Source organism: Rhodococcus sp. Ni2 (assembly GCF_021352185.1).
GTDB classification, from domain to species: Bacteria; Actinomycetota; Actinomycetes; order Mycobacteriales; family Mycobacteriaceae; genus Rhodococcus_F; species Rhodococcus_F qingshengii.
The window spans coordinates 210,730-237,718 of the sequence record NZ_WOXZ01000002.1 but is presented as its reverse complement, the minus strand read 5'-3'; the positions used below and the strand labels follow the sequence as shown (position 1 = coordinate 237,718).

General features: G+C 62.3%; 27 protein-coding genes. 17 read left to right on the top strand and 10 right to left on the bottom strand.

The annotated features are described in order from the left end of the window. The first annotated feature begins 24 nt into the window (after window positions 1–24). On the top strand, window positions 25–717 hold the full coding sequence (locus tag GN300_RS14705) for an LpqN/LpqT family lipoprotein (RefSeq protein ID WP_058039314.1): 693 nt from the start codon (window positions 25–27) through the stop codon (window positions 715–717). Between the two features lie 88 nt (window positions 718–805). Here the strand turns inward: GN300_RS14705 and GN300_RS14700 are convergent, their stop codons facing one another. Further along, on the bottom strand, window positions 806–1,447 hold the full coding sequence (locus tag GN300_RS14700; RefSeq protein ID WP_029254438.1) for a hypothetical protein: 642 nt from the start codon (window positions 1,445–1,447) through the stop codon (window positions 806–808). A 365-nt stretch (window positions 1,448–1,812) separates the two neighbouring features. On the opposite strand from GN300_RS14700, the gene GN300_RS14695 reads away from it, so the two are divergent. Together GN300_RS14695 and GN300_RS14690 are read left to right on the top strand one after the other, a co-directional pair. Then, a complete protein-coding gene (locus GN300_RS14695) occupies window positions 1,813–2,532 on the top strand; it encodes a hypothetical protein (RefSeq protein ID WP_003945935.1) in 720 nt (239 codons plus the stop codon). Window positions 2,533–2,712: 180 nt separating this feature from the next. Then, entirely contained in the window at window positions 2,713–3,510 is a 798-nt protein-coding gene (locus tag GN300_RS14690) for an AraC family transcriptional regulator (protein ID WP_021332364.1), read from the top strand. Between the two features lie 4 nt (window positions 3,511–3,514). Here GN300_RS14690 and GN300_RS14685 read toward each other — a convergent pair whose 3' ends face one another. Further along, window positions 3,515–4,504: an iron-siderophore ABC transporter substrate-binding protein gene (locus GN300_RS14685; protein WP_047269643.1), complete on the bottom strand. Its 990-nt coding sequence runs from the start codon at window positions 4,502–4,504 to the stop codon at window positions 3,515–3,517. A gap of 200 nt (window positions 4,505–4,704) precedes the next feature. On the opposite strand from GN300_RS14685, the gene GN300_RS14680 reads away from it, so the two are divergent. Then, complete coding sequence (locus GN300_RS14680; protein ID WP_007726874.1) at window positions 4,705–6,333, top strand: ABC transporter ATP-binding protein; 1,629 nt, start codon at window positions 4,705–4,707, stop codon at window positions 6,331–6,333. Beyond that, the gene (locus GN300_RS14675; protein WP_063315053.1) at window positions 6,330–8,111 is read left to right on the top strand and encodes an ABC transporter ATP-binding protein; all 1,782 of its coding nucleotides are present in this window, start codon (window positions 6,330–6,332) and stop codon (window positions 8,109–8,111) included. Before GN300_RS14680 ends, GN300_RS14675 begins: the two co-directional genes overlap by 4 nt. Before the next feature lie 34 nt (window positions 8,112–8,145). Here GN300_RS14675 and rlmB read toward each other — a convergent pair whose 3' ends face one another. From rlmB to carD, 5 genes are read right to left on the bottom strand one after another with little or no spacing between them, the layout of a single operon-like run. Next, on the bottom strand, window positions 8,146–9,117 hold the full coding sequence (gene rlmB / locus GN300_RS14670; protein WP_003945749.1) for a 23S rRNA (guanosine(2251)-2'-O)-methyltransferase RlmB: 972 nt from the start codon (window positions 9,115–9,117) through the stop codon (window positions 8,146–8,148). Window positions 9,118–9,119: 2 nt separating this feature from the next. Beyond that, window positions 9,120–10,514: a cysteine--tRNA ligase gene (gene cysS / locus GN300_RS14665; protein WP_003945830.1), complete on the bottom strand. Its 1,395-nt coding sequence runs from the start codon at window positions 10,512–10,514 to the stop codon at window positions 9,120–9,122. Window positions 10,515–10,525: 11 nt separating this feature from the next. Then, window positions 10,526–11,002, bottom strand: coding sequence for a 2-C-methyl-D-erythritol 2,4-cyclodiphosphate synthase (gene ispF / locus GN300_RS14660; protein ID WP_003945901.1), 477 nt, complete (start codon window positions 11,000–11,002; stop codon window positions 10,526–10,528). Beyond that, window positions 11,003–11,701, bottom strand: coding sequence for a 2-C-methyl-D-erythritol 4-phosphate cytidylyltransferase (gene ispD, locus GN300_RS14655; RefSeq protein ID WP_039972758.1), 699 nt, complete (start codon window positions 11,699–11,701; stop codon window positions 11,003–11,005). It abuts the gene before it with no gap. Between the two features lie 22 nt (window positions 11,702–11,723). After that, on the bottom strand, window positions 11,724–12,212 hold the full coding sequence (gene carD / locus GN300_RS14650; protein ID WP_003945666.1) for an RNA polymerase-binding transcription factor CarD: 489 nt from the start codon (window positions 12,210–12,212) through the stop codon (window positions 11,724–11,726). A gap of 265 nt (window positions 12,213–12,477) precedes the next feature. Here carD and GN300_RS14645 point away from each other — a divergent pair, with 265 nt between their 5' ends. Together GN300_RS14645 and radA are read left to right on the top strand one after the other, a co-directional pair. Further along, window positions 12,478–13,113, top strand: a complete 636-nt coding sequence (locus GN300_RS14645) for a lipoprotein (RefSeq protein WP_007726888.1) — start codon at window positions 12,478–12,480, stop codon at window positions 13,111–13,113. A 98-nt stretch (window positions 13,114–13,211) separates the two neighbouring features. Beyond that, window positions 13,212–14,645, top strand: coding sequence for a DNA repair protein RadA (gene radA / locus GN300_RS14640; RefSeq protein WP_003945739.1), 1,434 nt, complete (start codon window positions 13,212–13,214; stop codon window positions 14,643–14,645). A gap of 23 nt (window positions 14,646–14,668) precedes the next feature. Here radA and GN300_RS14635 read toward each other — a convergent pair whose 3' ends face one another. Beyond that, window positions 14,669–15,229: a PaaI family thioesterase gene (locus tag GN300_RS14635; RefSeq protein WP_003945494.1), complete on the bottom strand. Its 561-nt coding sequence runs from the start codon at window positions 15,227–15,229 to the stop codon at window positions 14,669–14,671. A gap of 96 nt (window positions 15,230–15,325) precedes the next feature. On the opposite strand from GN300_RS14635, the gene disA reads away from it, so the two are divergent. Continuing rightward, window positions 15,326–16,411, top strand: coding sequence for a DNA integrity scanning diadenylate cyclase DisA (gene disA / locus GN300_RS14630; RefSeq protein WP_024487741.1), 1,086 nt, complete (start codon window positions 15,326–15,328; stop codon window positions 16,409–16,411). Window positions 16,412–16,436: 25 nt separating this feature from the next. On the opposite strand, the gene GN300_RS14625 is transcribed toward disA, so the two are convergent. Beyond that, window positions 16,437–17,180: a DUF4232 domain-containing protein gene (locus GN300_RS14625; protein WP_003945615.1), complete on the bottom strand. Its 744-nt coding sequence runs from the start codon at window positions 17,178–17,180 to the stop codon at window positions 16,437–16,439. A gap of 97 nt (window positions 17,181–17,277) precedes the next feature. Next, window positions 17,278–17,916, bottom strand: coding sequence for a carbonic anhydrase (locus tag GN300_RS14620; protein WP_007726896.1), 639 nt, complete (start codon window positions 17,914–17,916; stop codon window positions 17,278–17,280). Window positions 17,917–18,144: 228 nt separating this feature from the next. On the opposite strand from GN300_RS14620, the gene GN300_RS14615 reads away from it, so the two are divergent. The 9 genes from GN300_RS14615 to GN300_RS14575 are packed head-to-tail and all read left to right on the top strand — an operon-like array spanning window position 18,145 to window position 26,926. Further along, entirely contained in the window at window positions 18,145–18,999 is an 855-nt protein-coding gene (locus tag GN300_RS14615) for an ABC transporter permease (RefSeq protein ID WP_003945667.1), read from the top strand. Then, a complete protein-coding gene (locus tag GN300_RS14610; protein ID WP_063315054.1) occupies window positions 18,999–19,844 on the top strand; it encodes an ABC transporter permease in 846 nt (281 codons plus the stop codon). The genes GN300_RS14615 and GN300_RS14610 overlap by 1 nt, the downstream gene beginning before the upstream one ends. Continuing rightward, window positions 19,841–21,025, top strand: a complete 1,185-nt coding sequence (locus GN300_RS14605) for an MCE family protein (RefSeq protein WP_063315055.1) — start codon at window positions 19,841–19,843, stop codon at window positions 21,023–21,025. The genes GN300_RS14610 and GN300_RS14605 overlap by 4 nt, the downstream gene beginning before the upstream one ends. After that, on the top strand, window positions 21,022–22,032 hold the full coding sequence (locus GN300_RS14600; protein WP_054782178.1) for an MCE family protein: 1,011 nt from the start codon (window positions 21,022–21,024) through the stop codon (window positions 22,030–22,032). The genes GN300_RS14605 and GN300_RS14600 overlap by 4 nt, the downstream gene beginning before the upstream one ends. Beyond that, window positions 22,029–23,021: an MCE family protein gene (locus GN300_RS14595; protein ID WP_042453390.1), complete on the top strand. Its 993-nt coding sequence runs from the start codon at window positions 22,029–22,031 to the stop codon at window positions 23,019–23,021. The genes GN300_RS14600 and GN300_RS14595 overlap by 4 nt, the downstream gene beginning before the upstream one ends. Then, the gene (locus tag GN300_RS14590) at window positions 23,018–24,097 is read left to right on the top strand and encodes an MCE family protein (RefSeq protein WP_037132219.1); all 1,080 of its coding nucleotides are present in this window, start codon (window positions 23,018–23,020) and stop codon (window positions 24,095–24,097) included. The genes GN300_RS14595 and GN300_RS14590 overlap by 4 nt, the downstream gene beginning before the upstream one ends. Continuing rightward, complete coding sequence (locus tag GN300_RS14585) at window positions 24,097–25,170, top strand: MCE family protein (protein WP_042451872.1); 1,074 nt, start codon at window positions 24,097–24,099, stop codon at window positions 25,168–25,170. The genes GN300_RS14590 and GN300_RS14585 overlap by 1 nt, the downstream gene beginning before the upstream one ends. Beyond that, window positions 25,167–26,405 (top strand): MlaD family protein, encoded by a 1,239-nt coding sequence (locus tag GN300_RS14580; RefSeq protein ID WP_063315056.1) that lies wholly within the window; start codon window positions 25,167–25,169, stop codon window positions 26,403–26,405. The genes GN300_RS14585 and GN300_RS14580 overlap by 4 nt, the downstream gene beginning before the upstream one ends. Further along, the gene (locus tag GN300_RS14575) at window positions 26,402–26,926 is read left to right on the top strand and encodes a hypothetical protein (RefSeq protein WP_042451875.1); all 525 of its coding nucleotides are present in this window, start codon (window positions 26,402–26,404) and stop codon (window positions 26,924–26,926) included. The genes GN300_RS14580 and GN300_RS14575 overlap by 4 nt, the downstream gene beginning before the upstream one ends. Window positions 26,927–26,989 lie beyond the last annotated feature (63 nt).

The following is a 26,989-nucleotide window of genomic DNA, read 5'->3' as shown; positions in this document are numbered from 1 at the left end:
CAAAACCTGAAGGACTGTCACACTATGAGCCCTAAGAGCAGCACACTTGCTCTCGGAATAGCGTCACTGATCACTGCTGCACTCGTCTTGTCCGGATGCAGCAGTTCGGAAAGCGGCGACGCCGTCTCCAGTGATACCAACACCAGTGAGACCACTGCTTCCGAAAGTTCTGCATCCTCGTCGTCTGCCGCTGCCGCGACGCCGACATTACGGGACGGAACACCGTTCATCGGTGAGCGGACGACGATCGAAACCGGCGACGACCCCGAAGCGCCGAGCATCAGCGTCAGCCTCCCGCCGAGCTGGACTCACGGCGAGAACATCCCTGCCGGCGTTACGGACGCATTGTCCAGCAACAGCCAGGAACCCAGCGGTTTCATGCCGAACACCACGGTGACGGTCGAAAATCAAGGCACCGCAACAAAAGACGAGGTTCTTGCCGCTGCGCGTGAAACGATCGCCACTCTCGACGGGTGGACCGAGGTGAAGTACACCGAGATCGACGTCGACGGACAGCAGGGTTTCCGCCTCTCCGGAACCTGGACCGCCCCAAACCTGGACGTTCCGCTCTACGCCGTCATGACGGTCGTCGCTTACCAAGCCGACGACAACTCGCCGGTCTACCTGGTCAGCTTTGCAAACCAGTTCACCGACACGACGAACATGCAGACCTCCAACCAGGTGGAAGAAATCAACACCTCGATCGAATTCGGCTGAGCACCTGATGGTTTGAATACCCGATCACCGAACAACCGCGGCGGGCCGAGACTACGACAGTCTCGGCCCGCCGTTTCACAACTCTCGCCTAGCTCGAACCGAACAGGCCGCTGAGGGAACCGAGGCCACCACTCAACGAGCCGAGCGATCCGGTTCCGCCACCGGTTCCGGGGCCAGTGGGATCAACCGGATCAACGGGATCGACCGGGTCAACCGGATCGACCACATCCGCGGCGCGGACAGTGATGGACGGGCCCAAGTTTGCGAAATTCGCACTCGACTGGAATCCGTTGCCCATCACCGTGGCACCTACCGCCAATCCACTTCCGTACACGGTTCCCGGCGCACACGAAGCAGTGACCGTGTAGCTGGTCTTCATGGTCACCGGTTTGCTGCCGTTGTTGATCCAGCCGGCACTGGTCACCTCGAGCGTCGTGGCTGTCAGTTCCGGCGTTTCAGTGGTTTCGGTCATCGTCCCGCCAACGTGAAACTTCGTGACCTTCGCCGAGCCCGGGACAAAGGTCAAGCATGCGGCATGCGTCTCGGTGAACCTGCTGATATACCCGTCGATTCCGCTCTTCTTCGACACTGTCGTGTAGGTGATCGTGTCACCGATCTTCGGCGACGCATTGTCCACGGTGCGAGTAAATGTGTAGGCACCGGAAGTTGCTGTCTCGGCAGTCGCGACTCCCGCACCCAGCGCGCTTGCGCCCACAGCAAGAGCAATCACCCCCAAACCAGCTCCAACGGTGGACAGACTACGATTCCTGGATCCAAACTTTGCCACGAACAATCTCCACTCTGTGTGGTTCCAGGACAACCGAATTCATTGATTACTGGAACTTGTTGCAACCCGACTCTCGAAGTACGATACAGTCGACCTGGACATTCGCCCAGCTTTTCGTCGAAATAGTCGACAATCAGTTAACGGCAGGCAATCGACACCGAAAAAGTCCTCTCAATTCGGACTTTTCCGTAAATTCTGCCGAACTGATACATAGGCAAGCGTCCGATAGGTTTCAATGGTTACCGCGGCGCAACCTTTGAAGAGTCATCCCATCGCCGTCAGCGTGAACCCCTCGAACGGAGAATTTCATGTCACGTTTTTCAATGCGCAAAACACTCACCGGAATCGCAATCGCTGCACTTGCCACCAGCGGACTCGTGATGACCGCAGGCACCGCGAGCGCCGATGCCACCCACCCGTCCGCGGCAACGGTCAACTCCTCCAACGTCCGAATCACCAAGAGCATCGTGGGCGACGGCGAAGTTGCACCCGGCGGCAAAGTCACCGTGCGCACGGTCATCTCCACAACAGGCCACCCCGAGCGTTACGTCGACCAGTTCGTCGACCGCTACCCCGCCACGTTCAAGTACATCCAGGGCACGGCGACGGTCAACGCGTGGCACTTGATCGGCGGTCAGAAGACCGAATCCGTCACGCCTTCGGTTGACACCGCCGCCCGAACCGTGAATGTACCCAGCACCGGCTGGCTGATCTCACCCACCGGAAGCAAGACCGTGACGATCGAGGCGCAGTACCTCGTCGCCGACGATGCACCGATCGGTTCGTACCAGGAAATGTCGAGCTCGATCGGTATCTCGACGTTCAATACCGAGCAGAACATCAGCGGCGTCTACGCCAAGATCCGCGCCAAGAACCCCGGTGAGGCTGCCGCATCAGGCTCTGCGGATCTGGGCTTCGGCTCTTCTGACGGCGAGGGAGGAACCGGTTCGGCCGGCTCCTCCATCCTGGACAACCCGGCCGGCTTCATCTCCGACATCATCAGCGGTGTCCTGGCCAACGGCAGCTGATTCACCCGCACCGCCTGCTCCACCTGTAAACACTCCGTCGGGGAATGTGTTCGAGGGTGGCATCGAGTCTTCGGACTCGGTGCCACCCTCGATCTTTTGTGGCGATCACACTTCCGTCGCGCCTGCATCAAGAATCAAATAGGAAAGCATTACCTAAGTCATTCGCGGTATGATCCACCGATGAGTTCCACAGGATTTCCGTACTGGGCTGTGCCGGCAGGCCGGTACGTTCCGCTCCCCTTCTCGATGACGACGTCCACCATCGGGCGTGATCAGAAGCGCTCGTGGCGTGAGATCCGCCATCCCGAACACGAACTCCTCTGGGGCGCTTCCGGCGAGATGAGCGCGTACATCGACGACGTTCGTTGGCAGATACCACCGACGGTCGGCATGTGGATTCCGGCTGGAACTCCACGGCGCATCACGCTCGGCGCATCCACCGAGGCTCGCTTCACCTATTTCCGGCCCGAGTCGTTCCCCCACCCGTGGACAAAACCCGCGATCATCGGCATCGACGACGTCGTCAAGACGATGCTCATCCATCTGCACCAGCGAAACATGCCTACCGAGGCTCGCTTGCGGGCGGAATCCGTAGTCTTCGACACGCTCGCGCCCATCGAGGCGGCTGATGTCGCAGTACCGATGCCCGCCGATCCCCGGGCCCTCGCCGTTGCACGCCGCTTGATCGCCGACCCCGCCGATCAACGCGGGCTTGCCGATTGGGCCTATGTGGTAGGCGGAAGCCCCCGTACCCTGAGCCGTGTGTTCTCTCAAGGCACGGGGATGTCCTTCACCGAGTGGCGAATTCAAGTTCGCGTCCGCGCTGCGATGTCCTATCTCGCTGCGGGCGTTCCTGTTTCGACGGTAAGCCGTCGCGTCGGATACGAAACCCCCAGCGCCTTCACCAGCGTGTTCCGCAAGGTCACCGGACGCACACCGAAGAACTACTACTCGGACGCGTGCGAGTTGTCAGCCTAACTGGTCAGAACCCGTTCATCTTCGAGACCAGTTCCGCGAAAGCATATTTGACGCTCAGCGACGTGGGTGAAGCCAAGGCCATGACTCGTGCCAGACCGAGCTGCTGAATCAGCCTGCCGTCCTTGACTGCCGGCAGGTCGGCAAACAACTTGTCCCCCATCAATCCGGGGAGCCCCTGCCCACTCGCGTCGTTGAGCACGATCACGTCCGCGTCCAGTTCGTTGTACTGTTCGCGCGATGCAGTCACCGACCCCTGGGTGTCGCCGCACAGCTCTGCGCTTCCGGCCGACTGCTCAAGTCCGAGCTGGGACATCAGGATGACTCGGCCGTCGTCAGCGCAGTAATTGGTGAGGCCGTCGATGTTTCCCGAGAGGAAGGTCAAGGTTTTCCCGTTCAGATTGGGGGATCCGGCAGCCAGGTCGGCTATGGAATCGTCAGTTTCCTCGATCAGCTCGGCAGCCCGCTTCGGTTGGCCGAGCACTGATCCGATGGTCGACAACTGTTCCTGCCACGTGGTCGCCCATGCGGTCTCCTTGAACGGAATGGTGGGTGCGATCTGGGAAAGACGTGCATAGTCGTCTTCGGTGATTCCCGAGACCACTGCGATGATCACGTCCGGCTCCAACGCCAGGATCTGCTCGAACGGCACACCGGACGTGCTGTCGAGCAACGTGGGTTCGACATCGCCCAACAATTCTTCGTCCCACGGCAGGATGCCGTTCTCCAAGCCTGCCCCACTGAACGACTCCATGGCGACGGGTGTCTTGCCCAGTGCGAGGACCGAATCCTGGCTGTTCCAGCCGATCGTCACGATCCGCTGAGGTTCGGTCTCGATGGTGGTCGACCCGTACGCGTGATCAACGGTGACCGGCAGCGCGCCGGCCTCGGCCAACTGCGTCGTGCCCTCCGACGCTGTTGACTCGGTGCTGCTCTGGCAGCCTGCGAGCAGGGCAATCGCGGCCAACGCAGCCACTATTCGGGTAGTGCTCTTCATCTTCTGTCAGCTCTCTTCGCAAACGTACTTTGTTTCGACCAGCCAGGTATATCGAGACCCGATCCCGGTAATGGGGTGTCGATACTCCATCTGGCCGCTGCCGCGTAGCCCTTGGCATCTGCGAGCACTTTCCGCACTCGCACCGGCTCTACCGTAGAACTGCACAACGAGTGTTCAGATCTGGGCGAGGAGTTTCACGAGTGTCAGCGCTGCCCGAAACTCGTTCCGGTCCGATGGAGATGATCCGAGTCGGATCATTCTCCTCCGGACGCGGCCCGCGACTGGTTGCAGCCGTCACCGGGCAGGCGTCGTATCAGGTAGCTCAAGCCCTCATCCCGGTGCTGATCGGCACCGTCGTCGACCGGGCAATCGGAAAGTCCGACAGCACAGCACTTCTCGTGTGGCTTGCGGTGCTGTGTGCTCTGTTCGTGGGACTCGCTCTGTCGTGGCGCATCGCAGTTCGCCTGAACACGCAGGTCTTCGTCTACGGCGAACACGACCTACGACTGAATGCTGCCAGACGAGTACTCGATGCCAGGGGGATGAAAGCTCAGCGTTCGACCGGTGAAGTTCTCACCATCTCTACCTCGGATGCCTCACACGTCTCGGGCTTCTCCTGGGTTGTCGCCGAACAGGGCTCGGCATTTGCGGGGCTCGCCGCGGCAGTGATTTCGCTTGCCTTCGTTTCGTGGCCGCTCGCACTGATCGTCGTACTCATCACCGCTGCGCAGCTCATATTCATCCACAAGATCAGCGGTCCGTTGGACGAGCGCGTGTATGCAGAGCAGAAGAAGGCAGCCGAGGCAGGCATGCTTGCAACGGATTTCACGCTGGGACTGCGGGTACTGAAGGGTTTCGGGGCTGAACCCACCGCCCTGTCGCGATACGTCAACGCGAGCCGGGAGTCGATGAAGGCAGCGATCCGGACGGTCAGAGCAATGTCCAGCCTGACCGCGCTCAATTCCGGGGTCTCCGCGTTGGTGCTGGCTTCGGTTGCGCTTGGAGCCGCGTGGATGGCGCATCAAGGCACGATCACCGTGGGCAACTTCGTCACCGTTGTCGGCTTGAGCAGAGTGATTGCCGGTCCGATGGAAACGCTGGGGTTCTTCGGTGCCGAACTCGCTGCCAAGCGAGGTTCCGCGCGCAGACTGTCCGAACTGTTGGCCGAGCCACACCTGATCGAATCGCTGGCCCCCACGGCCGCGACCGAACCTGCCAGAACTGAAGACGCCCTATTGATTTCGGCGGACAACGGAACCGTCGTCTCAGCTCGCCGCGGAGAAGTGGTGGGTGTGCGCGCTGACGATTCCGCCGACCGACTGGCACGACAACTCGCCTATCAGACCCCGCTCGCCCCCGACTCTTACTTCGTATTCGGCACCGATGCAACCGACCTCGGCCCGGACGGAGTTCGTGATCAGGTGTTCGTCTCCGCCCATGAAGGAACCGTGTTCACCGGCACCGTCTTCGACAATCTGGCTGCACCGAACGTCGACTCGTCGGCAATGACGTCATCTGCGCTCGACGACGTGTTGACGCATCTGCCCGACGGCCACCTCTCCGAGGTAGGCGAGCAAGGAAAAAAACTCTCCGGAGGTCAACGCCAACGCCTTCTCCTCGCCCGCGCTCTCCATCAACCCCAGCCGATCCTGGTCCTCCACGAACCCACCACTTCCGTGGACTCTGTCACCGAGCATCGAATTGCACACTCGCTGAGAAACTTCCCCGACAAGGCCATTCTGGTGATCACCTCGAGCCCGACCCTGCTCCATTCGTGTGACCGTGTCGTCACGATCGACCACGGCGTTCGGGAGGGAGAGTCGCTGTGACCGATACCCTTCCGGATGCATCTGCTGTTCCGGTTGTATCTGCCCTGCCGATCGCGTCGACCAAGCAGACCGTCCGCGCATTGATCGCACTGCTTCGGCCACGCAAGCGAGCGCTCGCACTCACGACCGTCGTGCTTCTCTCTGCTACGGCCTGCGGCCTGTCCACCCCGGCACTGCTCGGACTCATGGTCGATGCGGTCACGGAGGGCAAACCGTTTGCCTCACTCCTGCGTATCACCGCGTTCATGCTCGGCGCAGCGGCAGCAGGGGTTGCGCTGACCTGGTGGAGCACACAGCTTCTGGCGAACGTCGCGCAGAACGTGCTGGCCGATCTTCGTGAGGACGTGTTCGCCGCCACCCTCGCGCAGCCGTCGTCACTGGTCGAGGATGCCGGAACCGGTGATCTGATTTCCCGGATCTCGGGCGACGTCGAAGCGGTAAACACCGTCATCGCGCGAGTACTACCCGCCACCGTGTCTGCCCTGTTCATGATTTCACTGACGCTTGTCGGTGTGGGAGTGATCGATTGGCGCTTCACCGTGGCAATCGTTGCCGTTGCGCCGATTCACTATTTCGCTCTTCGTCATTTCCTCCGACGCTCCGGACCCGTCTACCGACGCTCTCGCGCTGCGCAGGCCAGGCGGGGACAACAGCTCATCGAAACTCTCGGAGGCGCAGGCACTGTCACTGCCCTGCGGCGAACAGACGAGCACATCGGCCGAATCGCCGAGACCTCCGAGCACGCCATCAGCTTCGACATGCAGGCAGTTCGCCTGCGCACCAACTTCTTCGCCCAACTCAACGGCGCCGAACTGCTCGGACTGGCCGCCGTCCTGAGCGTCGGCTACTGGCTCGTGACCACAGGCTCGGTGTCCATCGGGGCCGCTACCGCCGCCGCCCTCTACTTCCACAGTCTGTTCAGCCCCATCGCGGTATTTCTCTCGAACATCGACGAATTGCAGGATGCGGGTGCCAGCCTGGCTCGCCTGATCGGAGTCACCGCGATGCCCGGGCGGCCCACGAGCATTCCTGCCTCGGCTCGGTCCGAACCCATCGGCGTCGAGGTGGACCGGGTTTCCTACTCGTACGACAACTCCACCCCGGTGATCGATTCGATCTCGATCTCGATCGCACCGGGGGAACGAATCGCCGTCGTCGGAAGCAGCGGCGCCGGAAAGACCACGCTCGCCAAACTGATTGCCGGCATCATTCCCGTCGGGGACGGGCGAATCACCGTCGACGGCACACTGATTGACGACCTGAGTGATGCCGAACTTCGGCACGAAGTCGTCCTCGTCAGCCAGGAAGTTCACGTGTTCGTCGGGACGATCGCCGACGATCTCCGGTTGTGTGCACCAGATTCGGACGATGCGAAGATCGCCGAAGCCGTCGACACGATGAAAGCTCAATGGATTCATAAACTTCCGGACGGACTCGAGACCAGGGTCGGGGCCGGTGGGTACCAGTTGACGGCGGCGCAGGCACAGCACATAGCCCTCGTCCGACTGGCTCTGCTCGATCCTCCCGTCGTCATCCTCGACGAGGCGACTGCCGAAGCCGGAACCACCGCAGCCGGTCTACTCGATCAGGCAGCCGAGCTCGCAGTCACCGGCCGGACCGCCGTGGTGATCGCACACCGGCTGAGCCAAGCAGTCCGCGCCGATCGCATACTCGTCATGAGCGGTGGCCGCGTAGTCGAGAGCGGGACACATGACGAACTGATCGGCGCGGACGGTTCCTACGCTGCACTGTGGGAAGCCTGGTCGGTACGGAGCTAGAACCCCGCCAGACTCACCCGAAAGCCGTTACAACTCAGCTGCTACGACGCCTGCGGGCGATGTCCGCCAGGACGACTCCGGCGGCAACCGAGGCGTTGAGCGACTCGACCGGACCGGCCATCGGAATCGACAGGATCGCGTCGCAGTTCTCGCGGACGAGGCGCGAAAGGCCCTTGCCCTCGGAACCGACCACGATCACAACGGGACCGCTGCCGTCGAAATCGTCGAGAGTGGTGTCGCCCTCGGCGTCGAGACCGACGACCTGAACACCCTTCGATGCCCAGTCCTTGAGCGTGCGGGTGAGGTTGGTTGCCCGAGCAATCGGCAAACGAGCGGCAGCGCCGGCGCTGGTGCGCCAAGCGACAGCACTCACGCTCGCGCTACGACGCTCCGGAATCACGACGCCGTGTCCACCGAAAGCTGCGACCGAGCGCACGACGGCACCCAGGTTGCGGGGATCGGTGATGTTGTCCAGCGCGACGAGCAGCGGCGGCTCGGCATGCTTGCGTGCCTCCGAGAGAAGATCGTCCGGGTGCGCGTAGCGGTACGGCGGAACCTGCAGGGCGATGCCCTGGTGAAGACCGTTGGCGCTGAGGCGATCCAGATCGGTGCGGGGGACCTCGAGGATCGAGATGCCGGCATCCGCAGCGAGCTGAACGGATTCCTTCAGTCGATCGTCGCTCTCGGTGCCGACGGCGACCCACAGTGCAGTCGCCGGAACGCCGGCGCGTAGGCACTCGACCACCGGGTTGCGTCCGAGCACTGTCTCGGGACCGTCGAGAACCTTGCGGCCCGGACCCGGACGGCCACCGCGGCCCTGCTTCTCGTCGGCACGTGCGGCGCGCGCTGCACGCTTTGCCGCGGGATGCTTGGTGCGTGCCTCGGCGGGCGGCGTAGCGCCACGCCCTTCGAGACCGCGACGGTGCTTACCGCCGGAACCGGCAACCTGGCCCTTCTTGGTGCCGCCCTTACGGACTGCGCCGCGCCTGCTCGAGTTTCCAGCCATTGTTACTGCCCTGCCTTAAGGGACCATTCGGGTCCGTCGGGAGTATCGGTTACTTCGATACCCGCCTTGATGAGGCGATCGCGGACCTCGTCCGCCACCGCCCAGTTCTTTTCCGTACGTGCCTGCTGCCGACGATCGAGATCGGCCCGCACCAACACGTCCAAAGCTTCCATTGCCGTCTCGGTGTCGCCACCGGACTGCGTCCAATGCTCGTCGAGTGGGTCGACGCCCAGGATCGCGAGCATGGCCCGCACCTGGCCGGCAGCCACCCGAGCCGCGTCGAGATCACCGGCAGCGAGCGCGGAATTACCCTCGCTCGCCTTGCCGTGAATCTCGGCCAACGCGATCGGCACCGACAAGTCGTTGTCGAGAGCCGCCGCGAAACCTTCGGTCCACGTACCGAGTTCGACGCCACCCGCACGCTTGTGTGTGCGCAGGACGAACGACTCGAGCCCCTGGTAGGACTTCGCACTTTCGTCCAACGCCTCGTCCGAGTACTCGAGATTGGAACGGTAGTGCGCACTACCGAGGTAGTACCGAAGTTCTTGCGGACGAACCTTCTTGAGCACGTTCGGCACCGAGAGAACGTTGCCCAACGACTTGGACATCTTCTCGCCACTCATCGTGACCCAGCCGTTGTGCAACCAGTACTGAGCGAAATCGTCGCCGGCGCACTTGGCCTGCGCAATTTCGTTCTCGTGGTGCGGGAAGACGAGATCGCGTCCACCACAATGGATGTCGAATGCCGCCCCGAGATAGAACTCCGCCATGGCCGAGCACTCGAGGTGCCAGCCCGGACGGCCGGGTCCCCACGGTGTCGGCCACGAGGGCTCACCGGGCTTGACGGCCTTCCAGAGGGTGAAGTCGCGAGGATCACGCTTTCCCTCGGCAGCGCTCTCGCCCTGATGAACGTCGTCGAGTTTGTGGCCGGACAGTGCGCCGTACTCGGGGTAGCTCTGCACGTCGAAGTAGACGTCACCGCCCGCCGCGTACGCGTGGCCGTTCTCGATCAGACGTTCCATCATCTCGACCATCTGCGTCACGTGGCCGGTGGCCCGTGGCTCGATGGACGGTGGCAGCACACCCAGTTGGTCGTAGGCCCACGTGAACGACCGCTCGAACGTCGCCGCCCACTCCCACCAAGGTCGACCGGCGCCGGCGGCCTTGTTGAGAATCTTGTCGTCGATGTCCGTCACGTTGCGCACGAAGGCAACGTCGTTGCCGTGCGCCAACAGCCAGCGACGCAGCACGTCGAAAGCGACGCCGCTGCGAACGTGTCCGATGTGAGGATCACCCTGAACTGTCGCCCCACACAGGTACACCGATGCATGTCCGGGGGCCAACGGAACAAAATCCCGAAGGGCCCGCGTACCGGTGTCGTATAGGCGCAGGGTCACGACCAGCGATCTTACCTGTCGTGTTCGGTTGTCATGACCAACGCGGTGGCCATGGCGGCGATCCCCTCGCCTCGACCGGTCAAGCCGAGGCCGTCCGTGGTGGTCGCGGACACAGAAACAGGCGCGCCCAGTATCTCGGAAAGCACCTTCTGCGCCTCGTCGCGACGCGGCCCGATCTTCGGACGGTTGCCGATGACCTGCACCGCGGCGTTGCCGACGGCGAACTGGTTCTCTTCGAGCAGTCGGCGAACCTCGGCAAGCATTCGAGCGCCGCTCACGCCGTCCCATTCGGGCCTGCCGGTGCCGAAAACCGAACCGAGGTCACCGAGGCCCGCCGCAGAGAGCAACGCGTCACACAGCGCGTGGACGGCGACATCGCCGTCCGAATGGCCCGAGCACCCGTCTGCTTCCTCGAACAGCAACCCGGCCATCCAGCAAGGACGACCGACCTCGATGGGATGAACATCCGTGCCGAGACCGACGCGCATCTAATTTCCGTCCTGTGAATCCGCACTCAACGCTGTCTCCGAGCTCAGGAGCGCCCGTGCAAGGACCAGGTCGAGCGGAGTGGTGATCTTGAAGGCGAGAGCGTCGCCGGGAATCGTCTGCACCGAAACACCGAGACGCTCGACCAGAGCGGCGTCGTCGGTCGCGGCGACGTCACCGGCGTCGTACGCACTGCGCAGGACGTCGGTGGAGAATCCTTGGGGAGTTTGAACCGCACGCAACTCCGAACGCAGAGGCGTACCGGTGACTGCGCCGAGTACGTCGACCGACTTGATCGTGTCGGTAACCGGAAGTACCGGGATGACAGCGGAGCTGCCGGCTCGGAGAGTTCCGACGACGCGCGCGATCAACGCCGGCGGTGTCAATGCCCGTGCGGCATCGTGCACGAGTACAAAATCTGCGTCGCCGGCAGCGCTGAGGCCGGCTCGAACCGAATCGGTTCTTTCGGCACCACCGCCGACGACGTCGACGTCCGCTGCACGACCGAGGTCGGCTACGACGGATTCGACCAGTTCAGGCGGCACAATGACAACAACGCGGTCGATCGCTCCGGATTTCCGGAGTCCATCGACCGCGCGTGCAAGCATGGTGCACCCACCGAGTTCGACAAATGCCTTGGGCAATTTCTCGCCCAATCGCACTCCCCGACCTGCGGCAGGTACCAGGGCTACTACTGCCACTGTCAGCTTTGTTGTGTTGCAGTCAGGACGCGGCCGCGAGGACCTCGTCGAGAATGGTCTCTGCCTTCTCGGTGTCAGTGCCCTCGGCGAGCGCGAGCTCTCCGACGAGAATCTGACGAGCCTTGGCGAGCATGCGCTTCTCACCAGCGGAAAGTCCGCGGTCCTGCTCACGACGCCACAGGTCACGAACAACTTCTGCAACCTTGTTCACGTCACCTGAGGCAAGCTTCTCGAGATTTGCCTTGTATCGACGAGACCAGTTGGTGGGCTCTTCGGTGTGCGGTGCTCGCAGAACCTGGAAAACCTTGTCGAGGCCTTCTTGGCCGACCACGTCACGAACTCCGACGTACTCTGCGTTGTCTGCAGGAACCCGTACTGTGAGATCGCCTTGAGCGACCTTCAGAACCAGGTACTCCTTCTGCTCACCCTTGATGGTGCGGGTTTCGATAGCTTCGATCAGCGCCGCACCGTGATGGGGGTATACGACGGTGTCTCCGACCTTGAAAATCATGTGTCCCGTGCCCCTTTCGATTCCACTAGTTTAACACGTGAAAGAACCGACCACTCATCAACTGTGCAGGTCAGGGGCATCCTTGCTCGAGCGTAGGGGTTGACAGGGCTTGTTGTACGTGCATTCAACTGGTCTGGAGCACCCCTGCGTAACGGACTGAAAGCCCACGCAGACAACCGTTGTGGCGACCCGACGGCCAGCCCGCGGGACCTTATCTACTACTCTGCCTAGTGGAGTGCGAACCTGACGCCGTGGAGGACAAATCGTGACTGCTATCCGTAAGCCGACTCGTCGAGTCGCTACCGCCATTGCACTGGCTGCAGGCGCAGCCATCGCGCTGTCCGCTTGCGGTTCCGGACAGGTGAGCCAGACCGCCGTCCAGCAGGCCGCCGTGAACGGCAACAGCGCCGACCTCGGTGAGATCGCACTGCGCAACGTGCACATCGCTTACCCCTCGTCCGAGGAGTACAGCATCGAGCCGGGCGGCAACGCCGTGCTCGCGTTCACCGTCGTGAACGACAGCGCCGAGACCACGGACAAGCTCGTCAGCATCACCACCGATTACGCAGCACGCGTCATCGCAGGTGAAGAGGTAGGTGGCTTGACGATCAAGCCGCAGACGTCGCTGCAGGCCGGTCAGTTGCCCGCAGGCGAAGGCGCCGCGACCGAGGCCGAGACCCAGATCAAGAACAACGAAGAGAACGACGACGCACCCGCTGCGCTCTCTCTCGTCGTTCTGCAGGACATCAAGGCAGGGGTTCGCCCCGGCTTGACCGTCCCGATCACCTTCAAGTTCGAGAAGGCCGGATCGGTCACCGTCGACGTACCTGTCGACGCCGGCCCGCAGCTCGAGCGCAACGAGTCGGACAAGTCACCCGACGTTGCAGAAGCTGGGCACTGAGCCTCGAATCACCAAGGCGCACAATGCGCCTCGCAGAACAGCTTCAAAATCACACTAGAGGCGGGGTCCATGTCGGACCCCGCCTCTAGTCTGTCCCGGTGGCCAAAGTGAAATCGAACTACCGCTGCTCCGAATGCCAGTCGGTAGTGCCCAAGTGGGTCGGTAGATGTCCGGACTGCGATTCGTGGGGCTCGATGACCGAGGTCGCCGTAGTGGCACCCGTCGCCAGTCGCGCCGGCGCCTCACTCGCCAAAGCAGGATCAAGCGCCGTGCTGCCTACGACGCCGGCCACGCCGCTGACACAGATCGACAGCACCTCGACGCAGGCCAAACCCACGGGGATCGGTGAGTTGGACCGCGTCCTCGGCGGTGGCGTCGTACCGGGTTCGGTGGTGCTGCTCGCGGGCGAGCCCGGCGTCGGAAAATCGACGCTACTTCTCGAGGTCGTCTACCGCTGGGCGATGCGCAGCGCGGATGATCGAGCGTTGTACGTCACGGGCGAGGAGTCTGCCGGTCAGGTTCGGCTTCGGGCAGATCGCACCAACTCTGTCCACGAACGGATGTATCTGGCGGCCGAATCCGATCTCGCGACCATCCTCGGCCACATCGAGCAGGTCAAACCGACACTGGTCATCGTCGACTCGGTGCAGACCATGCTTGCTGCCGACGTCGACGGGGTCGTCGGCGGCGTGACTCAGGTCAAGGCCGTCACCAGCGCCCTGACCTCCCTGGCCAAGGCCAGTGGAATCCCGGTGCTTCTGATCGGCCACGTCACCAAGGACGGCGCCGTCGCCGGTCCGCGCTCGCTCGAGCATCTCGTGGACGTGGTTCTGCACTTCGAAGGTGACAAGCACTCCACCCTGCGCATGGTCCGCGGCGTGAAGAACAGATTCGGTGCGGCCGACGAGGTCGGATGCTTCGAGCTGAGCGAGCAGGGCATCAACGAGATCAGCGATCCGTCCGGCCTGTTCCTGCATCACCGTGAAGAAGCTGTGGAAGGCACTGCCGTCACCGTGATGATGGACGGTAAGCGACCTCTACTCGGTGAAGTTCAGGCGCTCGTCGCCGCCACGCCGCTACCGACACCTCGCCGAGCCGTCAGCGGGCTCGACACCGCCCGTGTGGCCATGGTTCTGGCCGTGTTGGAACGCCGCGTCGGAGTGTCGATCTCGAAGGCCGACGTCTACGCCGCGACCGTCGGCGGTATGCGGATGACCGAGCCGGGTGCCGATCTGGCTCTCGCCATTGCGGTCGCTTCCGCCGTGAAAGCCAAACCCGTCCCCAAGGGGCTCGTCATCCTCGGCGAGGTCGGACTCGCCGGGGAGGTTCGACGGGTTGCCGGGGTGAACCGACGGCTGATCGAAGCTGCCCGACTGGGATTCACCAGCGCCATCGTGCCGGTCGATTCCGGCCCGAACATTCCCGGCATGCGCGTCAACGAAGTAGCGAATCTGGCCGAGGCACTGGCCTACGCCGGATTGATGGGCGGCAAACAAGCCCCCTCTCGCCCCAAGCTCACGCCGGTGAAGTGATCGTCCCTCGGCCGACTACCTCGTCAGACCGACGAGGTGCCGAACGGGGACGTCGGTTCGCCGTCCACGAACTCCTTCGTCTTGGCGAAGTGTTCCGAGGTGATGGTCAGGAACAGTCCGCGGGAGGTTCCCACCACCGTGTCCGGATCCGCTGTCGGACCTTCGACGATCACCGCTTCTGCACTGGTGTAGACCTTGCGGCGTACAACGCCGTCGATGCGAGCCCGGAATTCGAGCACCGATCCCAACGGGATCGGCCGGGCGAAGTCGATCTCGAGGTGCCCGGTCACCACCGGCGAGCCGAGAGCCATACATGCCATACCTTGAGCCTCGTCGAATGCCGTCGACAGAATGCCGCCGTGAATGACACCTGGACCGCCCTGATACTTCTTGGCGACCTCCAGACGACCGGTCACTTCCAGTCCGTTACCAGCCCTGAAACTCATCGCCATTCCCGCAGGCTGGTCGTCGCCGCAGCCGAAGCATTTCGACCAGTGCTGAGGCAGCTTCTCGCCGGCGGCCGGAAAGAATTCGACCGGCTCCGGGACAGTCAGGTCATCAGGCAGGGTCCAGGTACTACTCATGGATAGGTAATCTAAACGGGGATCCGTCCGGCGCAGGCATCGGACCCGACCGAAGTGACATCGACCTCAGCAGGGAGTTTCTCAATGATCAGTGCGATGGCGGACACACAGTCGTCGTCGGCATTGCGAGAGACCATCGCCAGGTTGGCGCCGGGTACCGCTTTGCGAGACGGGCTCGAACGAATTCTGCGCGGCCGTACCGGCGCGCTGATCGTCCTCGGATACGACGAGGAAATGGAAGCGCTGTGTGACGGCGGATTCAACCTCGACGTGGAGTTCGCACCGACCCGATTGCGTGAGCTGTCGAAGATGGACGGCGCGGTTGTCCTCTCGACGGACGGCACACGCATCGTGCGTGCCAACGTCCAGCTGGTTCCCGATCACAAGATTCCCACCGTCGAATCCGGCACGAGGCACCGTGCCGCCGAGCGCACGGCAATTCAAACCGGCTATCCCGTGGTCTCGGTCAGTCAGTCGATGTCGATCGTCAGTGTGTACGTCGGTGGTATCCGGCACGTCATCGACGGCTCGGCCACCATACTTTCGCGCGCCAACCAGGCCGTCGCGACGCTCGAACGATACAAAGCGCGACTCGACGAAGTGACACGGCAACTGTCGGTCGTCGAGATCGAGGATTTCGTGACTCTGCGCGACGCGTTGACCGTCGTACAGCGCCTCGAAATGGTTCGCCGCGTGTCGATCGAAATCGAACAGGATGTCCTCGAGCTCGGCACCGACGGTCGCCAGTTGGCACTGCAGCTCGAAGAACTGGTCGGCGACAACGACATTGCACGTCAACTCATCGTTCGGGACTATCTTGCCGGTCCCGAACCCATCGGCACCGCGGCGATGGACAACGTCCTCGTCGCACTCGATCGGGTCACCGACGCCGATCTACTCGATCTCACGACTCTTGCGCGTGTTCTCGGTTATCCGGGCACGATCGAAGCCCTCGACACTCCGATGACTCCTCGCGGATATCGCGTGCTGATGCGTGTACCTCGATTGCAGTTCCATCAGATCCACCGGTTGGTCGGATCCTTCGGCACTCTCCAGTCGCTGCTGGCCGCTACGGCTGCCGATCTGCAGTCGGTCGAGGGCATCGGCGGGCTGTGGGCCCGTCACATCCGTGAGGGACTTTCCCGGCTCGCGGAAACGTCGATCACCGGATCCTTCAACTAGCGGGCCTGTTCGGGCTTGCCCGCTCTCATGCGATGTTGAACGGCTCCGGGGAGCTTCGCAGTGCACCGAGCTGCCCGACAACCGTGTAAGCGCCTGCGCCCACCGGATTGCGCTCGGGGTTCTGCGCGGTCGCGCACTCGGGGGTCGACGTCGTGGCCGACCAGGCGACCTTGAACGCAGCTTGCTCGCCGGGCGCGAGATTGCGTACGTCGGCTGCGGGCTGTGGGTAGCAGTCGACGTTGGACCACAACCGGGTCTTGCCGTCGATGCTGTAGACGAGCACCTGCTGAAGGCCGCCCGCCAGATCTCGATCACAGGGTGCCGAACCGATGTTGGTGATGACGATCGTGAACGACGGCTCTTCGCCGGGAGCGAAGGTCGCCTTGTCTGCGGTGGCCTTGACTGCCAGCGACGAGTCGGCGCACTGACCGGCCGGGACCGGAGCCCCGGTGGTCGACGAAGAGGAAGAAGACGAAGACGATCCCGAAGCCTGCGTGCCCGAGCCACCTGATCCACCGGCAGCGCCGCCACCCGAGCCACCGCCACCCTCCGGCGCGTTGGAACCGGAAGGGTTGGGGGTGAAGGAGACGTCCGTCGTCAGCGAGGAACTCGCAGCGGCCGAATCGGCCTCCGGGGTATCACTTCCACCGCCGAAGAGGGCGGACGCCGCCCAGATGATCAACGCCAGTGCAATGACGGCGGCACCAATGGCCAGCGCCCGGCGACGCCAGTAGATCTCGGGGGGCAGTGGTCCATTAGGTTCCAACACGGACTCAACGGTAGTTGGCGCAGGGTCCACTAACCGTCAGCTGAGGCGGCGTGTCGGTACCCATTGTCTGCTGCCAGGTACCACTGCCCCGGAAGATCTAACCCTCGACGGTCTCGACGCTCTCGCCGATGTCGCCGACCGCGCCCTGAACTCGCATGTGACCGTCGGACAACGTGTACGTGACGCCGACGATCGCGCACGCACCCTTGTCCACCTTGTCGGCGATGATCCGGGACCTCTGCATGATCAGCGAGCCGGTCTCCACGACGTGACGGCCTTCGAGTTCGTCCACGGTGGACAAGCCCTCGTTGCGGCCCATCAGGATGGACGGAGCAACACGCTCGACCACACTGCGGATGAATCCGTCGGGAACTGCGCCCTTGTCCAGGGCGTCGAGCGTTGCCTTCACGGCACCGCAACCGTCGTGCCCGAGGACGACGATGAGCGGCACGTTGAGCACGTGAACCGCGTACTCGATGGAACCGAGCACCGAATCGTCGAGCACGTGACCTGCAGTGCGCACGACGAACATGTCGCCGAGACCCTGGTCGAAGATGATCTCGGCGGCTACGCGCGAATCACCGCAACCGAACAGCACCGCTGTGGGGTGCTGCCCATCGACGAGTTTCGCGCGGTCCGCGATTCCCTGGCTGGGGTGAATGGACGCGTCGTTGACAAATCGCTCGTTGCCTTCGCGAAGGGACTTCCAAGCGGAAATGGGGCTTGATCGTGGCATTCACTCATTGTGCACCCGCCGCATTTCGGGCTCTCGCCGGGAAGGTTGCGTGGACGCAAACGAAAGTTCCGCGTCGACATTCGCGCCCGGTGATGAAGTGGCCGAAATGGAACTTACTTCAGAGTCAGTTTCCTGATACCGTCTCCGAACGTGACCTGGAGCACTTCGAGCTCCCGAGTGTGATCGAAGAAACCCGACCAGAACGATTCGGCCGGAGAGGGGGATGGCGTGAGCACCGAAGCTACGACGACCGGGAATGGAACAACCGGGGAAACAACTGCTGTCTCCCCCGCCAAGACGAACATGTTCTCGAACCTGCTCTCCGAGATCGGACTGCTCTTCACCTTCACCGTTCGCGTGTGCGTTGCGGCGTTCACATCTCTTCGACACAAGCGCCTCGCCTGGCGTGAGGCGCTCGACCAGATGTGGTTTCTCGCCCACGTCACCTCGGTCGCATCCGCTCTGGTGATGATTCCCCTCGGTGTCGGGGTAGCACTGCAGATCGGTGCGCTCGCAGATCAAATCGGCGCGGGTGCGTACAGCGGTGCCGTCGTCGCGTTCCTCATCATCGGACAGGCCGGCCCCCTGGTGTGCGCCCTGATCATCGCCGGTGTCGGCGGTTCCGCAATCTGCGCAGATTTGGGAGCGCGAACAATACGCGAGGAAATCGATGCACTCGAAGTGCTCGGTCTACCCGTGCTCGAACGCCTGGTCGTACCCCGGATGATCGCCATTGCCGTCGTCTGCCTCCTACTGAACTCGATAGTTCTCGTAATCGGTTTGGGCGCAAGCCTCTTCGTTCACGTCCTGATACTCGACGGCAACGCACAGAGTTTCCTGCGCAATCTCGTTCAATTCAGTCAACCCAGCGACTTCGTCGTCTCCGGCATCAAAGCCGTTGCCTTTGCTCTCATCTCGGGAATCGTGGCCTGCTACAAGGGCCTGACCGTCAAGCGCGGAGCTCAAGGCGTCGGCGACGCAGTCAACGAGACCGTCGTGCTCTCGTTTGTCCTCGTGTTTGTCGCCAACCTCGCAATTACTCAGTTCTACCCACTGTTCGTCTCGGTGAAAGGTGCCTATTGATGCACCTGCCCATCGCAATTCGTGCCAAGCGGGTCAGTTCGCGGACCGTCGACGGCCTGAGTCGACTCGGCGATCAGTTCACGTTCCACGCGCGTGTCATCACCTCGATTCCGGCAACCCTCAAGCGTTATTGGCGTGAAGTCGCCCGTCTCGTCGCCCAGGTGGCATTCGGTTCGGGCACCCTGCTCGCCGGAGGCGGCAGCGTCGTCGTGATCTTCGCGATCTCGTTCTTCGCCGGTTCCCAGATCGGACTCGAGGGCTACCGCGGACTCAACCTAGTCGGCCTCGCACCGCTGTCCGGCGTGATGTCCGCCATCGCGAATACTCGCGAGGTGGCACCACTCGTTGCCGCAATCACCCTGGCAGCCAAGGTCGGAACCGGATTCACCGCGCAGCTCGGAGCGATGCGGATCTCCGAGGAAATCGACGCGCTCGAAGTCATGGCGATTCCCTCGCTGCGGTACCTGGTCACCACCCGAATGATCGCGGCGCTCATCGCGGTGGTCCCGCTGTACCTGGTCGGCCTGTTTGCTTCGTACATGGCAACGGCGCTTGCGGTGATCCGGGTCAAAGGCCAGTCGGAGGGAACGTACGGCTACTACTTCATTCTTTTCCTCTCTCCCAACGACATCTGGTTGTCCTTGATAAAAGTCATGGTGTTCGCGGTCGTCGTGACCCTCGTGCACTGCTACTACGGTTACACCGCGACGGGTGGACCCGAAGGCGTCGGACGAGCCGCCGGACGAGCGTTGCGCACCAGCATCGTCTTCCTTGCGTTCACCGACGTCGCGATGACCATTGCGCTGTGGGGACTCAAACCTCACGTACCCGGGCTGACCGGATGATCGTCACGAATTCCAGCCGAATCACCCTGGCACTGCGGGGTTTACTCGCCGTGGTCATCCTGATCCTCGCCTACGTCTTCTTGTTCAGCAGAGGTACGGACTCCACCGGTTCCACACCGCAGGTCAGTGCTGTCGTCCCCGCCAGTGCCGGTGCGCTGCGAGTCGGATCCTCGGTACAGTACCGCGGCGTCGTCGTCGGCGCTGTGGCCGAGATCGAGCCGGGCACCACCGCTTCGACTGTCTCACTCGCGATCGACGAGGGAGCGTTCGAGGACATACCGTCGACAAGTCAGGTGCGACTGATGCCCCGCAACATCTTCGGCGACTTCTTCGTAGACCTGATTCAACCTGACGGACTCTCGCGTGGTCCTGCTCTCGTGCCGGGTACCGAATTGGTATCCGATCAGTCCGAAGTCGCGGTCCAGCTCTACCAATCGATCTCACGGATCTACTCGCTCGTTTCTTCCCTCGACCCCGCCGACATCAACGTCGCACTCACGGCAGTCTCGGACGCGTTGAGCGGCAAGGGAAACCAGATCGGCGAATCGCTCGATTCAGTCCACCAAGCGTTGGTCGGTGCGCAGCCCGTCATCGACGGACTCGGTGACGACCTCGACGACATAGCCACCCTCGCCGACAGTCTCTCGACGAGTGCGCCGGACATGCTCGCCGCATTCGAGAACTCCATCACCACATCCAAGACCGTCGTCGAGAAATCCGACGGGTTGGCGGGGCTTCTGCGTGCCGGCACCAGCACGGGAGCTGCTGCCACGAGTCTGATCGGTGACAATCGCGACCGCATGATCACCTTGGTCGACGACGCCGATTCCCTCACCAGCGCAATCACTTCGCGGCCGGACCACATCACCACCTTCTACAACGGCCTGCGCAATCTCACGATCAAGCTCCCGCCCGCGTTGGCGCATGGTCCGTGGCTCAGCACCGATCTACGGCTGTCCGTCACAGATCTGTATCCGTACGGAAAGACCGACTGCCCACAGTACGACGGAACCCGCGGACCCAACTGTCCTGCCGCCGCGACCGCGTTCGGCGGAACCGTCGGCCCGGTCGGCAGCCCTGCCGAACAGTCCCTGATCTCGGCTCTCACCCAGGGCGGTACAGCTTTGGACACTCTCGTGGCGGGGCCGGTATTTCGCGGCACGACGGTGGTGGGCGGATGAGCGTGAAGAAATCTCTGATCAGGTTCGGACTGTTTGCTGCACTGTCGATTCTCGCCACCGTGGTTGTGGTGAGCACCCTGATCAACCCAGTCTCCGGGTCGAGTTCGCAGTACCGGGCCGTCTTCGTCAATGCCTCCGGCCTGGTCACCGGCAGCGATGTTCAGATCGCCGGGGTGCGAGTAGGGCGCGTCGACAGCGTCGAGTTGGTGAACAACCAAGCCGTCGTCGGCTTCGAACTCGAATCTGCACAACGTATTCCGTCCGACGGTCGCGCTGTGGTGAGGTACGCAGACCTGTTGGGAGCGCGAACAATTTCGATCGAACCCGGACAGGCCGAACGCGCAACAGGCAACTACCTCTCCCCCGGGGCCACAATTCCCGTGGAACAGACTCAGCCGGCGATCGACCTCACCGACATCCTCGGCGGATTCCGTCCCCTGTTCGACGCACTTGACCCCGCAGAAGTCAACGAGCTTGCCGCACAGGTCGTCCAGGTATTCCAAGGACAAGGTTCCACCATCGAAAGCCTGCTGGAGCGCACTGTTGCCGTCACCGAGAACTTGACGTCCCGGGACGCGATCTTGGACCAACTACTGAACAACCTCGACCGGGTCCTTACCGTGACCACGACGAATCGACCCAACTTCGTCGAGATGATCAACACGCTCGACACACTGGTCGGCGGTTTGGCACAGGACCGCCAACAGATCTCGGCCGCAGTGGATTCCGCAGGCGCCCTGACTTCTTCCCTTCAGGACTTGGTGACGGGCGCGGAACCGGACTTGGCTGGCGCGCTGACTTCGATCGATCAGTCGGCTCGCGTCGTCGTCGACAATCGTGAGTCGCTGGCGACCGGTATCACCGCTTTCGATCAACTGTTCACCCAGTTGGGGATCGCGATGAGCTACGGAAGCTGGGCGAACATCTACATCTGCAACTTCCGGCTCAGCGCGCTGGACCAATCGGTGACCCTCGGCGGCCCCGAGCGTTCGGCGGTGTGCCGATGAACTGGCTCACCGTCAAGAACCCGGTCCGCAACGGAATCATCTGCATCCTCGTCGGAGTCGGTGTGGTTCTGGCCGCACTCGTTGTCCCTCAACTGATCTTGAAGGTCAAGACCAACGAGTACCACGCCGTCTTTGCCAACGCCACCGGGTTGACGCAGGACGATCCGGTCAACGTCGCGGGAGTCCCGAGCGGGGTGGTCACCTCGTTGGCGGTCAGCGGCAACTCGGTTGAAGTCACCTTCCGACTCGACGACGGCGTCACTCTCGGCGAAGACTCCCGTGCGGACATCAAGATCTCGACTCTGCTCGGCCGACGCTCGCTCGACGTCACTCCGAACGGATCGCGCTCGTTACCCGCAGGTTCGACCATCCCCATCGAGAACACGAGCGTTCCCTTCACTCTCGACGATCTCGGTCGAGGAGCACAATCCACGTCGGAAAACCTTGATCTGCAACAACTGCGAAACATGCTGACCGCGGTGTCCGACAATTCACCGGACGATCCCGAACTCATTCGCCGCTCACTCGAGGGAATCGACGCACTCTCCGGAGTAGTCAACGACAACGACGTTGCGCTCCGTTCCCTTCTCACCGGAGCGCAGCAGACGACCGCAACACTGATCGAGCAGAAGGACACTCTGGAAACCCTTCTGGGGAATGCGGATCTGGTGATGTCCACGATCGCCGACCGGCGAGATGTGCTGAATGCGCTTGTACAAGACCTGAATCAGTTGAGCACCACACTTGCCCAGTTCCTGGGCGACAACCAGGCTTTGATCGACTCGGTCATGGGAGACATCCACGTGGTGACGGGAGTTCTGTCCGAGAACGAACAATCACTGACCACACTGCTCGACAACTTCGCCCCCAGCGTCCGCTACGTCACCAACGCGACCGGTAACGGCAACTGGCTCGACCTCAACTCGCCCTCCACCCTCATCCCGGACAACTGGTTGTGCGTCGTCGGGCTCGTTCAGGGGTGTCGATGACCACGACCGTCAAGAAACTCGCCGTGCTGGCAGCGATTGTGATCTGCGCGATCGGTGCCGTCCTGTTCGTCACGCGTGACGAACACAGACTCACTCTCACCGCCGAATTCACCTCGACCGACGCTATCTTCACCGGGAACACAGTGACGATTCTGGGAGTTCCCAGCGGGAGGGTCGAGAGCGTCACGCCGGAAGGGTCCCGGGTACGAGTGGCGCTGAGCCTGCCATCCGGAACACGTATACCCGCCGACGCGCAGGCCTGGGTCCTGTCTCCCTCGGTCATCAGTGACCGCACGATCGAACTCGGCCCCGGCTACGAGGACGGTGAGTTCCTGACCGACGGCGCGGTGATCCCTCTCGAACGCACTCACTCCCCGCTGACGTGGGACCAACTCACCGCATCGGTGAACGAATTGACGGTGGCGCTCGGCCCTGGCGCCGACGGTGGCGGGATCGGTGACCTCATCGGAGAAGGCGCCCACGCGTTGGACGGCAACGGGCAAGCATTCAACGATGCCGTTCGGTCCATCTCACAGGCCAGTTCGGTACTGGCGGGTGCAAGTCCCGACATCTCCGAACTGGTGAAGAACCTGAACACCCTCGTGCAGTTGATCGCGGACAACCAGACCAAGGTCGACTCCCTGTCGAACTCGGTGACAGTCACCGCCCGCACGTTCAGCGCCCAGCGAGAAGACATCAGCGGGGCGCTCGATTCCCTGACCACGTTGCTCGGACAGGTCTCAGCGCTACTCGCCGAACACGGCGAGGCGGTCACCGCCGATCTGGGTACGCTCGCACAGTTGGCCGGTGCAGTCGCGACCAAACAGGATCAACTGCGCGAGATCATCGAAACGGCACCAACGGGATTCGAGAACGTCGCCAACCTCGTCACCGAAGAAGGCCGAGCCAGGGCGCGATTGAACGTCGCCACCGATCTCTCACAGTTCGACACGACGCGAGAACTGTGCGAGAAGATGCCGATTCCGCTGTGCACCGGGCCGGGAATCGTCAATCCCATCGAATTTCCTTCGGCAGGCAGCTCCGACCTGGCACGCATCCTCGGTGGGGGTAACTGATGGCGTCGAACAAGTCCGTGGTGAGCGTTGTCGTGGCACTTGTCATCGCCGCGCCATTGACCGGCTGCAGTCTCAACTTCCAGCACCTCCCCCTCGGACGCGGTCTGCCAGGAGAGTCGTACCCGCTGAACATGGAATTCGTCGACGCGTCGTTACTTCCCGTCGGCGGCGAGGTGCGGATCGGCCAGGCAGTGGTCGGCAGAGTCACGTCGATGAGCGCGCAAACCTTTGCAGCCGTGGTACATACCGAAATCGCGTCGGACATCGAACTACCTGTCGGCACCCGCGCTCGGATCGAACTGTCGACCCCGATCGGCGATGCGTTCGTCAACCTCGAAGTTCCGGTCGATCCAGCGGGCCCCATTCTCGAACCAGGTTCCACCATCGAGCGATCGGAGACCGTGCGCGGACCCGATGTCGCACAACTGCTCGGCGCCGTCGGAACTCTGTTGAACGGCAGTGGGTTGGCGCAGGTCAAGAACATCGTCAGTGAGGCTGATCAGATTCTCGACGGCAGGGAGGAGACGATCCGCGATCTGCTTGCACGCCTTGACACTTTTCTCGGAACACTTGACGACCGAAAGGAATCGATCAATTCGGCACTGGATTCACTGAACCGGCTCAGCGCTCTGATCGGAGACGAGAGCGCCACCATCGACGAAGGCTTGCGCACACTCACACCCGCATTGGGCGTGATCGCCGACCAACGACAACCGCTCCTCGATCTACTCGACGAAACCGATCGGCTCAGTACCGCAACCAATTCCGTACTCGACCAGTCGGCCGACCAGATTTCCGAGATCACCGGACGACTGTCACCCATCCTCGACCAGTTCTCGGCAATGGGGCCGACACTGGGTGAGACGATGGCCAACCTGGACAACGCAAGAGTGCTCCTCGAGCGTGCCAGCCCAGGCGATTACGTGAACATCGACCTCGACGTCGATGTCGAGGGCACCGTGACCGGAGTGCTCAACGAGATAATCCCGGGCGCCGCACCGCCACTGCCACCTCTGCCCGCCTCCGATCGGGAACTGCCGATCACGACACCCCTGCAAGGAGGAACGCGATGAAGAACCGAACCGTCTATTTCGAGATCGCCGCCTTTCTCCTCATCGCGGTGGTCAGCACGACGTACGTACTCCGGCAAGTCGGTGCCGGAGATCCGTTCACCGGAACCTTCTCGGTCATCGTCGAATTGGAGAACGCGGCCGGAATCGCTCCCGGTTCGGAAGTGGCCTATCGCGGAGTCACCGTCGGCGACGTCGAGTCGGTGGAGGTGGACTCTGCCCAGGACCTCGTCGTGATGACGTTGAGCATCGCCGCCGACAAACAGATCCCCAACGATTCGCATGTGGCCATCAGCCAGGACACCGCCGTTCCGGTATTGAAAGTTCAGTTGTCCTCGCAGACCGACGGCGGCCCGTATCTGGTTGAAGGTTCCGTTGTTCCGACTGAGCGCACTTCGATCCCGGTCGCGTTGGGAACCGTGATTGCGAATTTCAACGCTGCTGCCGACACCGTCGATCCGGCAGACCTGCGAACCCTCTCGCACGAACTCGGCGAGGGATTGAACGGATTGGGTCCGGATCTGCAGGCGCTCGTCGACAACTTCGACATGCTCGCGCGCACTGTCCAATCCGATCAACCGCGTGTCAACACACTCGTCGAGAACTCGCGCTCACTGTTCACTGCGAACGAGGAAAATGTTGACGCTCTTCCCGAAGTTGCACGCACACTTCGCCAATTGACAGATCAGGTACGAAACTCCGATCCGCAACTGCGCACACTCCTCGATCGAAGCCCGAGTGTTCTCGACAATCAGATACTGCCTCTCATCGAACAGAGTCGTGAGCCGTTCAGTCTGCTGTTGGCCAATTCTCTCGTCTCCACTCAGATCGTCACTGCACGGATGCCCGCCGTCGATGCCTTGTTGGTGGTGGTGCCCAAAGGATTCGAGAAGTTCGGAAGTATCGTCAAAGACGGACGGGCACAGCTTGATCTGATCACAGCACTCGGCCCGGTCTGTATCTACGACACGCCCCGGCGATCGGTACAGGACACCTCACCGACCACGCTCGACAAGAACCAACACTGCGCGGACCAGTCGGGCCGGATCCAGAATCGCGGATCGCAGAACGTCCCCACCGGAACTGGAACGATCGACGGGGTTGCTGAATACGATCCTGCCCTCGGAACGGTCGCAGCCGGTGACGGAACGTCGATTCGTCTGGGCCTCAACGGTGGTCAGAACACCGTTCTCGGTGACAACTCGTTTGCCGCACTACTAGTACAAGGAACGCAATGACCGAGACAACCGAACCCCAGACGCCCACAATCGTCGACAAGCCCAAGCGGCTTCGCAAGCAGACCGTAGCGATCGTTGCCGGCGCCCTGGTCGTGGTCGCGGCGCTCGGATGGGGCGCATTCGCGACCTGGCAGAAATCGGTCGACGAAAACGCGCGTATCAGCGCCCTGGACAGCGGACGGCAATTCGCCACTGATCTTGCGACGTACAACTTCCAGAACCTCGATCAGAATCTTTCCGTGGTCCGTGACAATTCTGTCGGCGAATTCGCCGGTCAGTACGCCCAGGTGGCAGCCAACTTGCAGAACATGATCGTGCAGTATCAGGCGACCTCGTCCGCTCAGATCATTTCAGCCGGGTTGGCGAGCAGTGATCGCGACAACGCCGAGGTGCTCGTGTTCCTCGATCAGACGATCACGAACACCAACTCCCCCGATCCGAGAATCGACCGCAACCGGATGCAACTTTCGCTGGTCCGCGAGGACGGCGAGTGGAAACTGAGCAACGTGCAGTTGTTGTGACCCGGCGGTCGGGCGTCAAAGACAGCCGTGTCGGCGACTGCCGATAAAGTGGCCCCCACAAGT

Excerpts from the sequence above, each read along its gene's own strand:
- GN300_RS14705 (WP_058039314.1), top strand. The coding sequence starts at position 25 with ATGAGCCCTAAGAGCAGCACACTTGCTCTCGGAATAGCGTCACTGATC.
- GN300_RS14695 (WP_003945935.1), top strand. The coding sequence starts at position 1,813 with ATGTCACGTTTTTCAATGCGCAAAACACTCACCGGAATCGCAATCGCT.
- GN300_RS14690 (WP_021332364.1), top strand. The coding sequence starts at position 2,713 with ATGAGTTCCACAGGATTTCCGTACTGGGCTGTGCCGGCAGGCCGGTAC.
- GN300_RS14685 (WP_047269643.1), bottom strand. The coding sequence starts at position 4,504 with ATGAAGAGCACTACCCGAATAGTGGCTGCGTTGGCCGCGATTGCCCTG.
- rlmB (WP_003945749.1), bottom strand. The coding sequence starts at position 9,117 with ATGGCTGGAAACTCGAGCAGGCGCGGCGCAGTCCGTAAGGGCGGCACC.
- ispF (WP_003945901.1), bottom strand. The coding sequence starts at position 11,002 with ATGCGCGTCGGTCTCGGCACGGATGTTCATCCCATCGAGGTCGGTCGT.
- carD (WP_003945666.1), bottom strand. The coding sequence starts at position 12,212 with ATGATTTTCAAGGTCGGAGACACCGTCGTATACCCCCATCACGGTGCG.
- GN300_RS14635 (WP_003945494.1), bottom strand. The coding sequence starts at position 15,229 with ATGAGTAGTACCTGGACCCTGCCTGATGACCTGACTGTCCCGGAGCCG.
- disA (WP_024487741.1), top strand. The coding sequence starts at position 15,326 with ATGGCGGACACACAGTCGTCGTCGGCATTGCGAGAGACCATCGCCAGG.
- GN300_RS14620 (WP_007726896.1), bottom strand. The coding sequence starts at position 17,916 with ATGCCACGATCAAGCCCCATTTCCGCTTGGAAGTCCCTTCGCGAAGGC.
- GN300_RS14610 (WP_063315054.1), top strand. The coding sequence starts at position 18,999 with ATGCACCTGCCCATCGCAATTCGTGCCAAGCGGGTCAGTTCGCGGACC.
- GN300_RS14605 (WP_063315055.1), top strand. The coding sequence starts at position 19,841 with ATGATCGTCACGAATTCCAGCCGAATCACCCTGGCACTGCGGGGTTTA.
- GN300_RS14600 (WP_054782178.1), top strand. The coding sequence starts at position 21,022 with ATGAGCGTGAAGAAATCTCTGATCAGGTTCGGACTGTTTGCTGCACTG.
- GN300_RS14595 (WP_042453390.1), top strand. The coding sequence starts at position 22,029 with ATGAACTGGCTCACCGTCAAGAACCCGGTCCGCAACGGAATCATCTGC.
- GN300_RS14590 (WP_037132219.1), top strand. The coding sequence starts at position 23,018 with ATGACCACGACCGTCAAGAAACTCGCCGTGCTGGCAGCGATTGTGATC.
- GN300_RS14585 (WP_042451872.1), top strand. The coding sequence starts at position 24,097 with ATGGCGTCGAACAAGTCCGTGGTGAGCGTTGTCGTGGCACTTGTCATC.
- GN300_RS14580 (WP_063315056.1), top strand. The coding sequence starts at position 25,167 with ATGAAGAACCGAACCGTCTATTTCGAGATCGCCGCCTTTCTCCTCATC.
- GN300_RS14575 (WP_042451875.1), top strand. The coding sequence starts at position 26,402 with ATGACCGAGACAACCGAACCCCAGACGCCCACAATCGTCGACAAGCCC.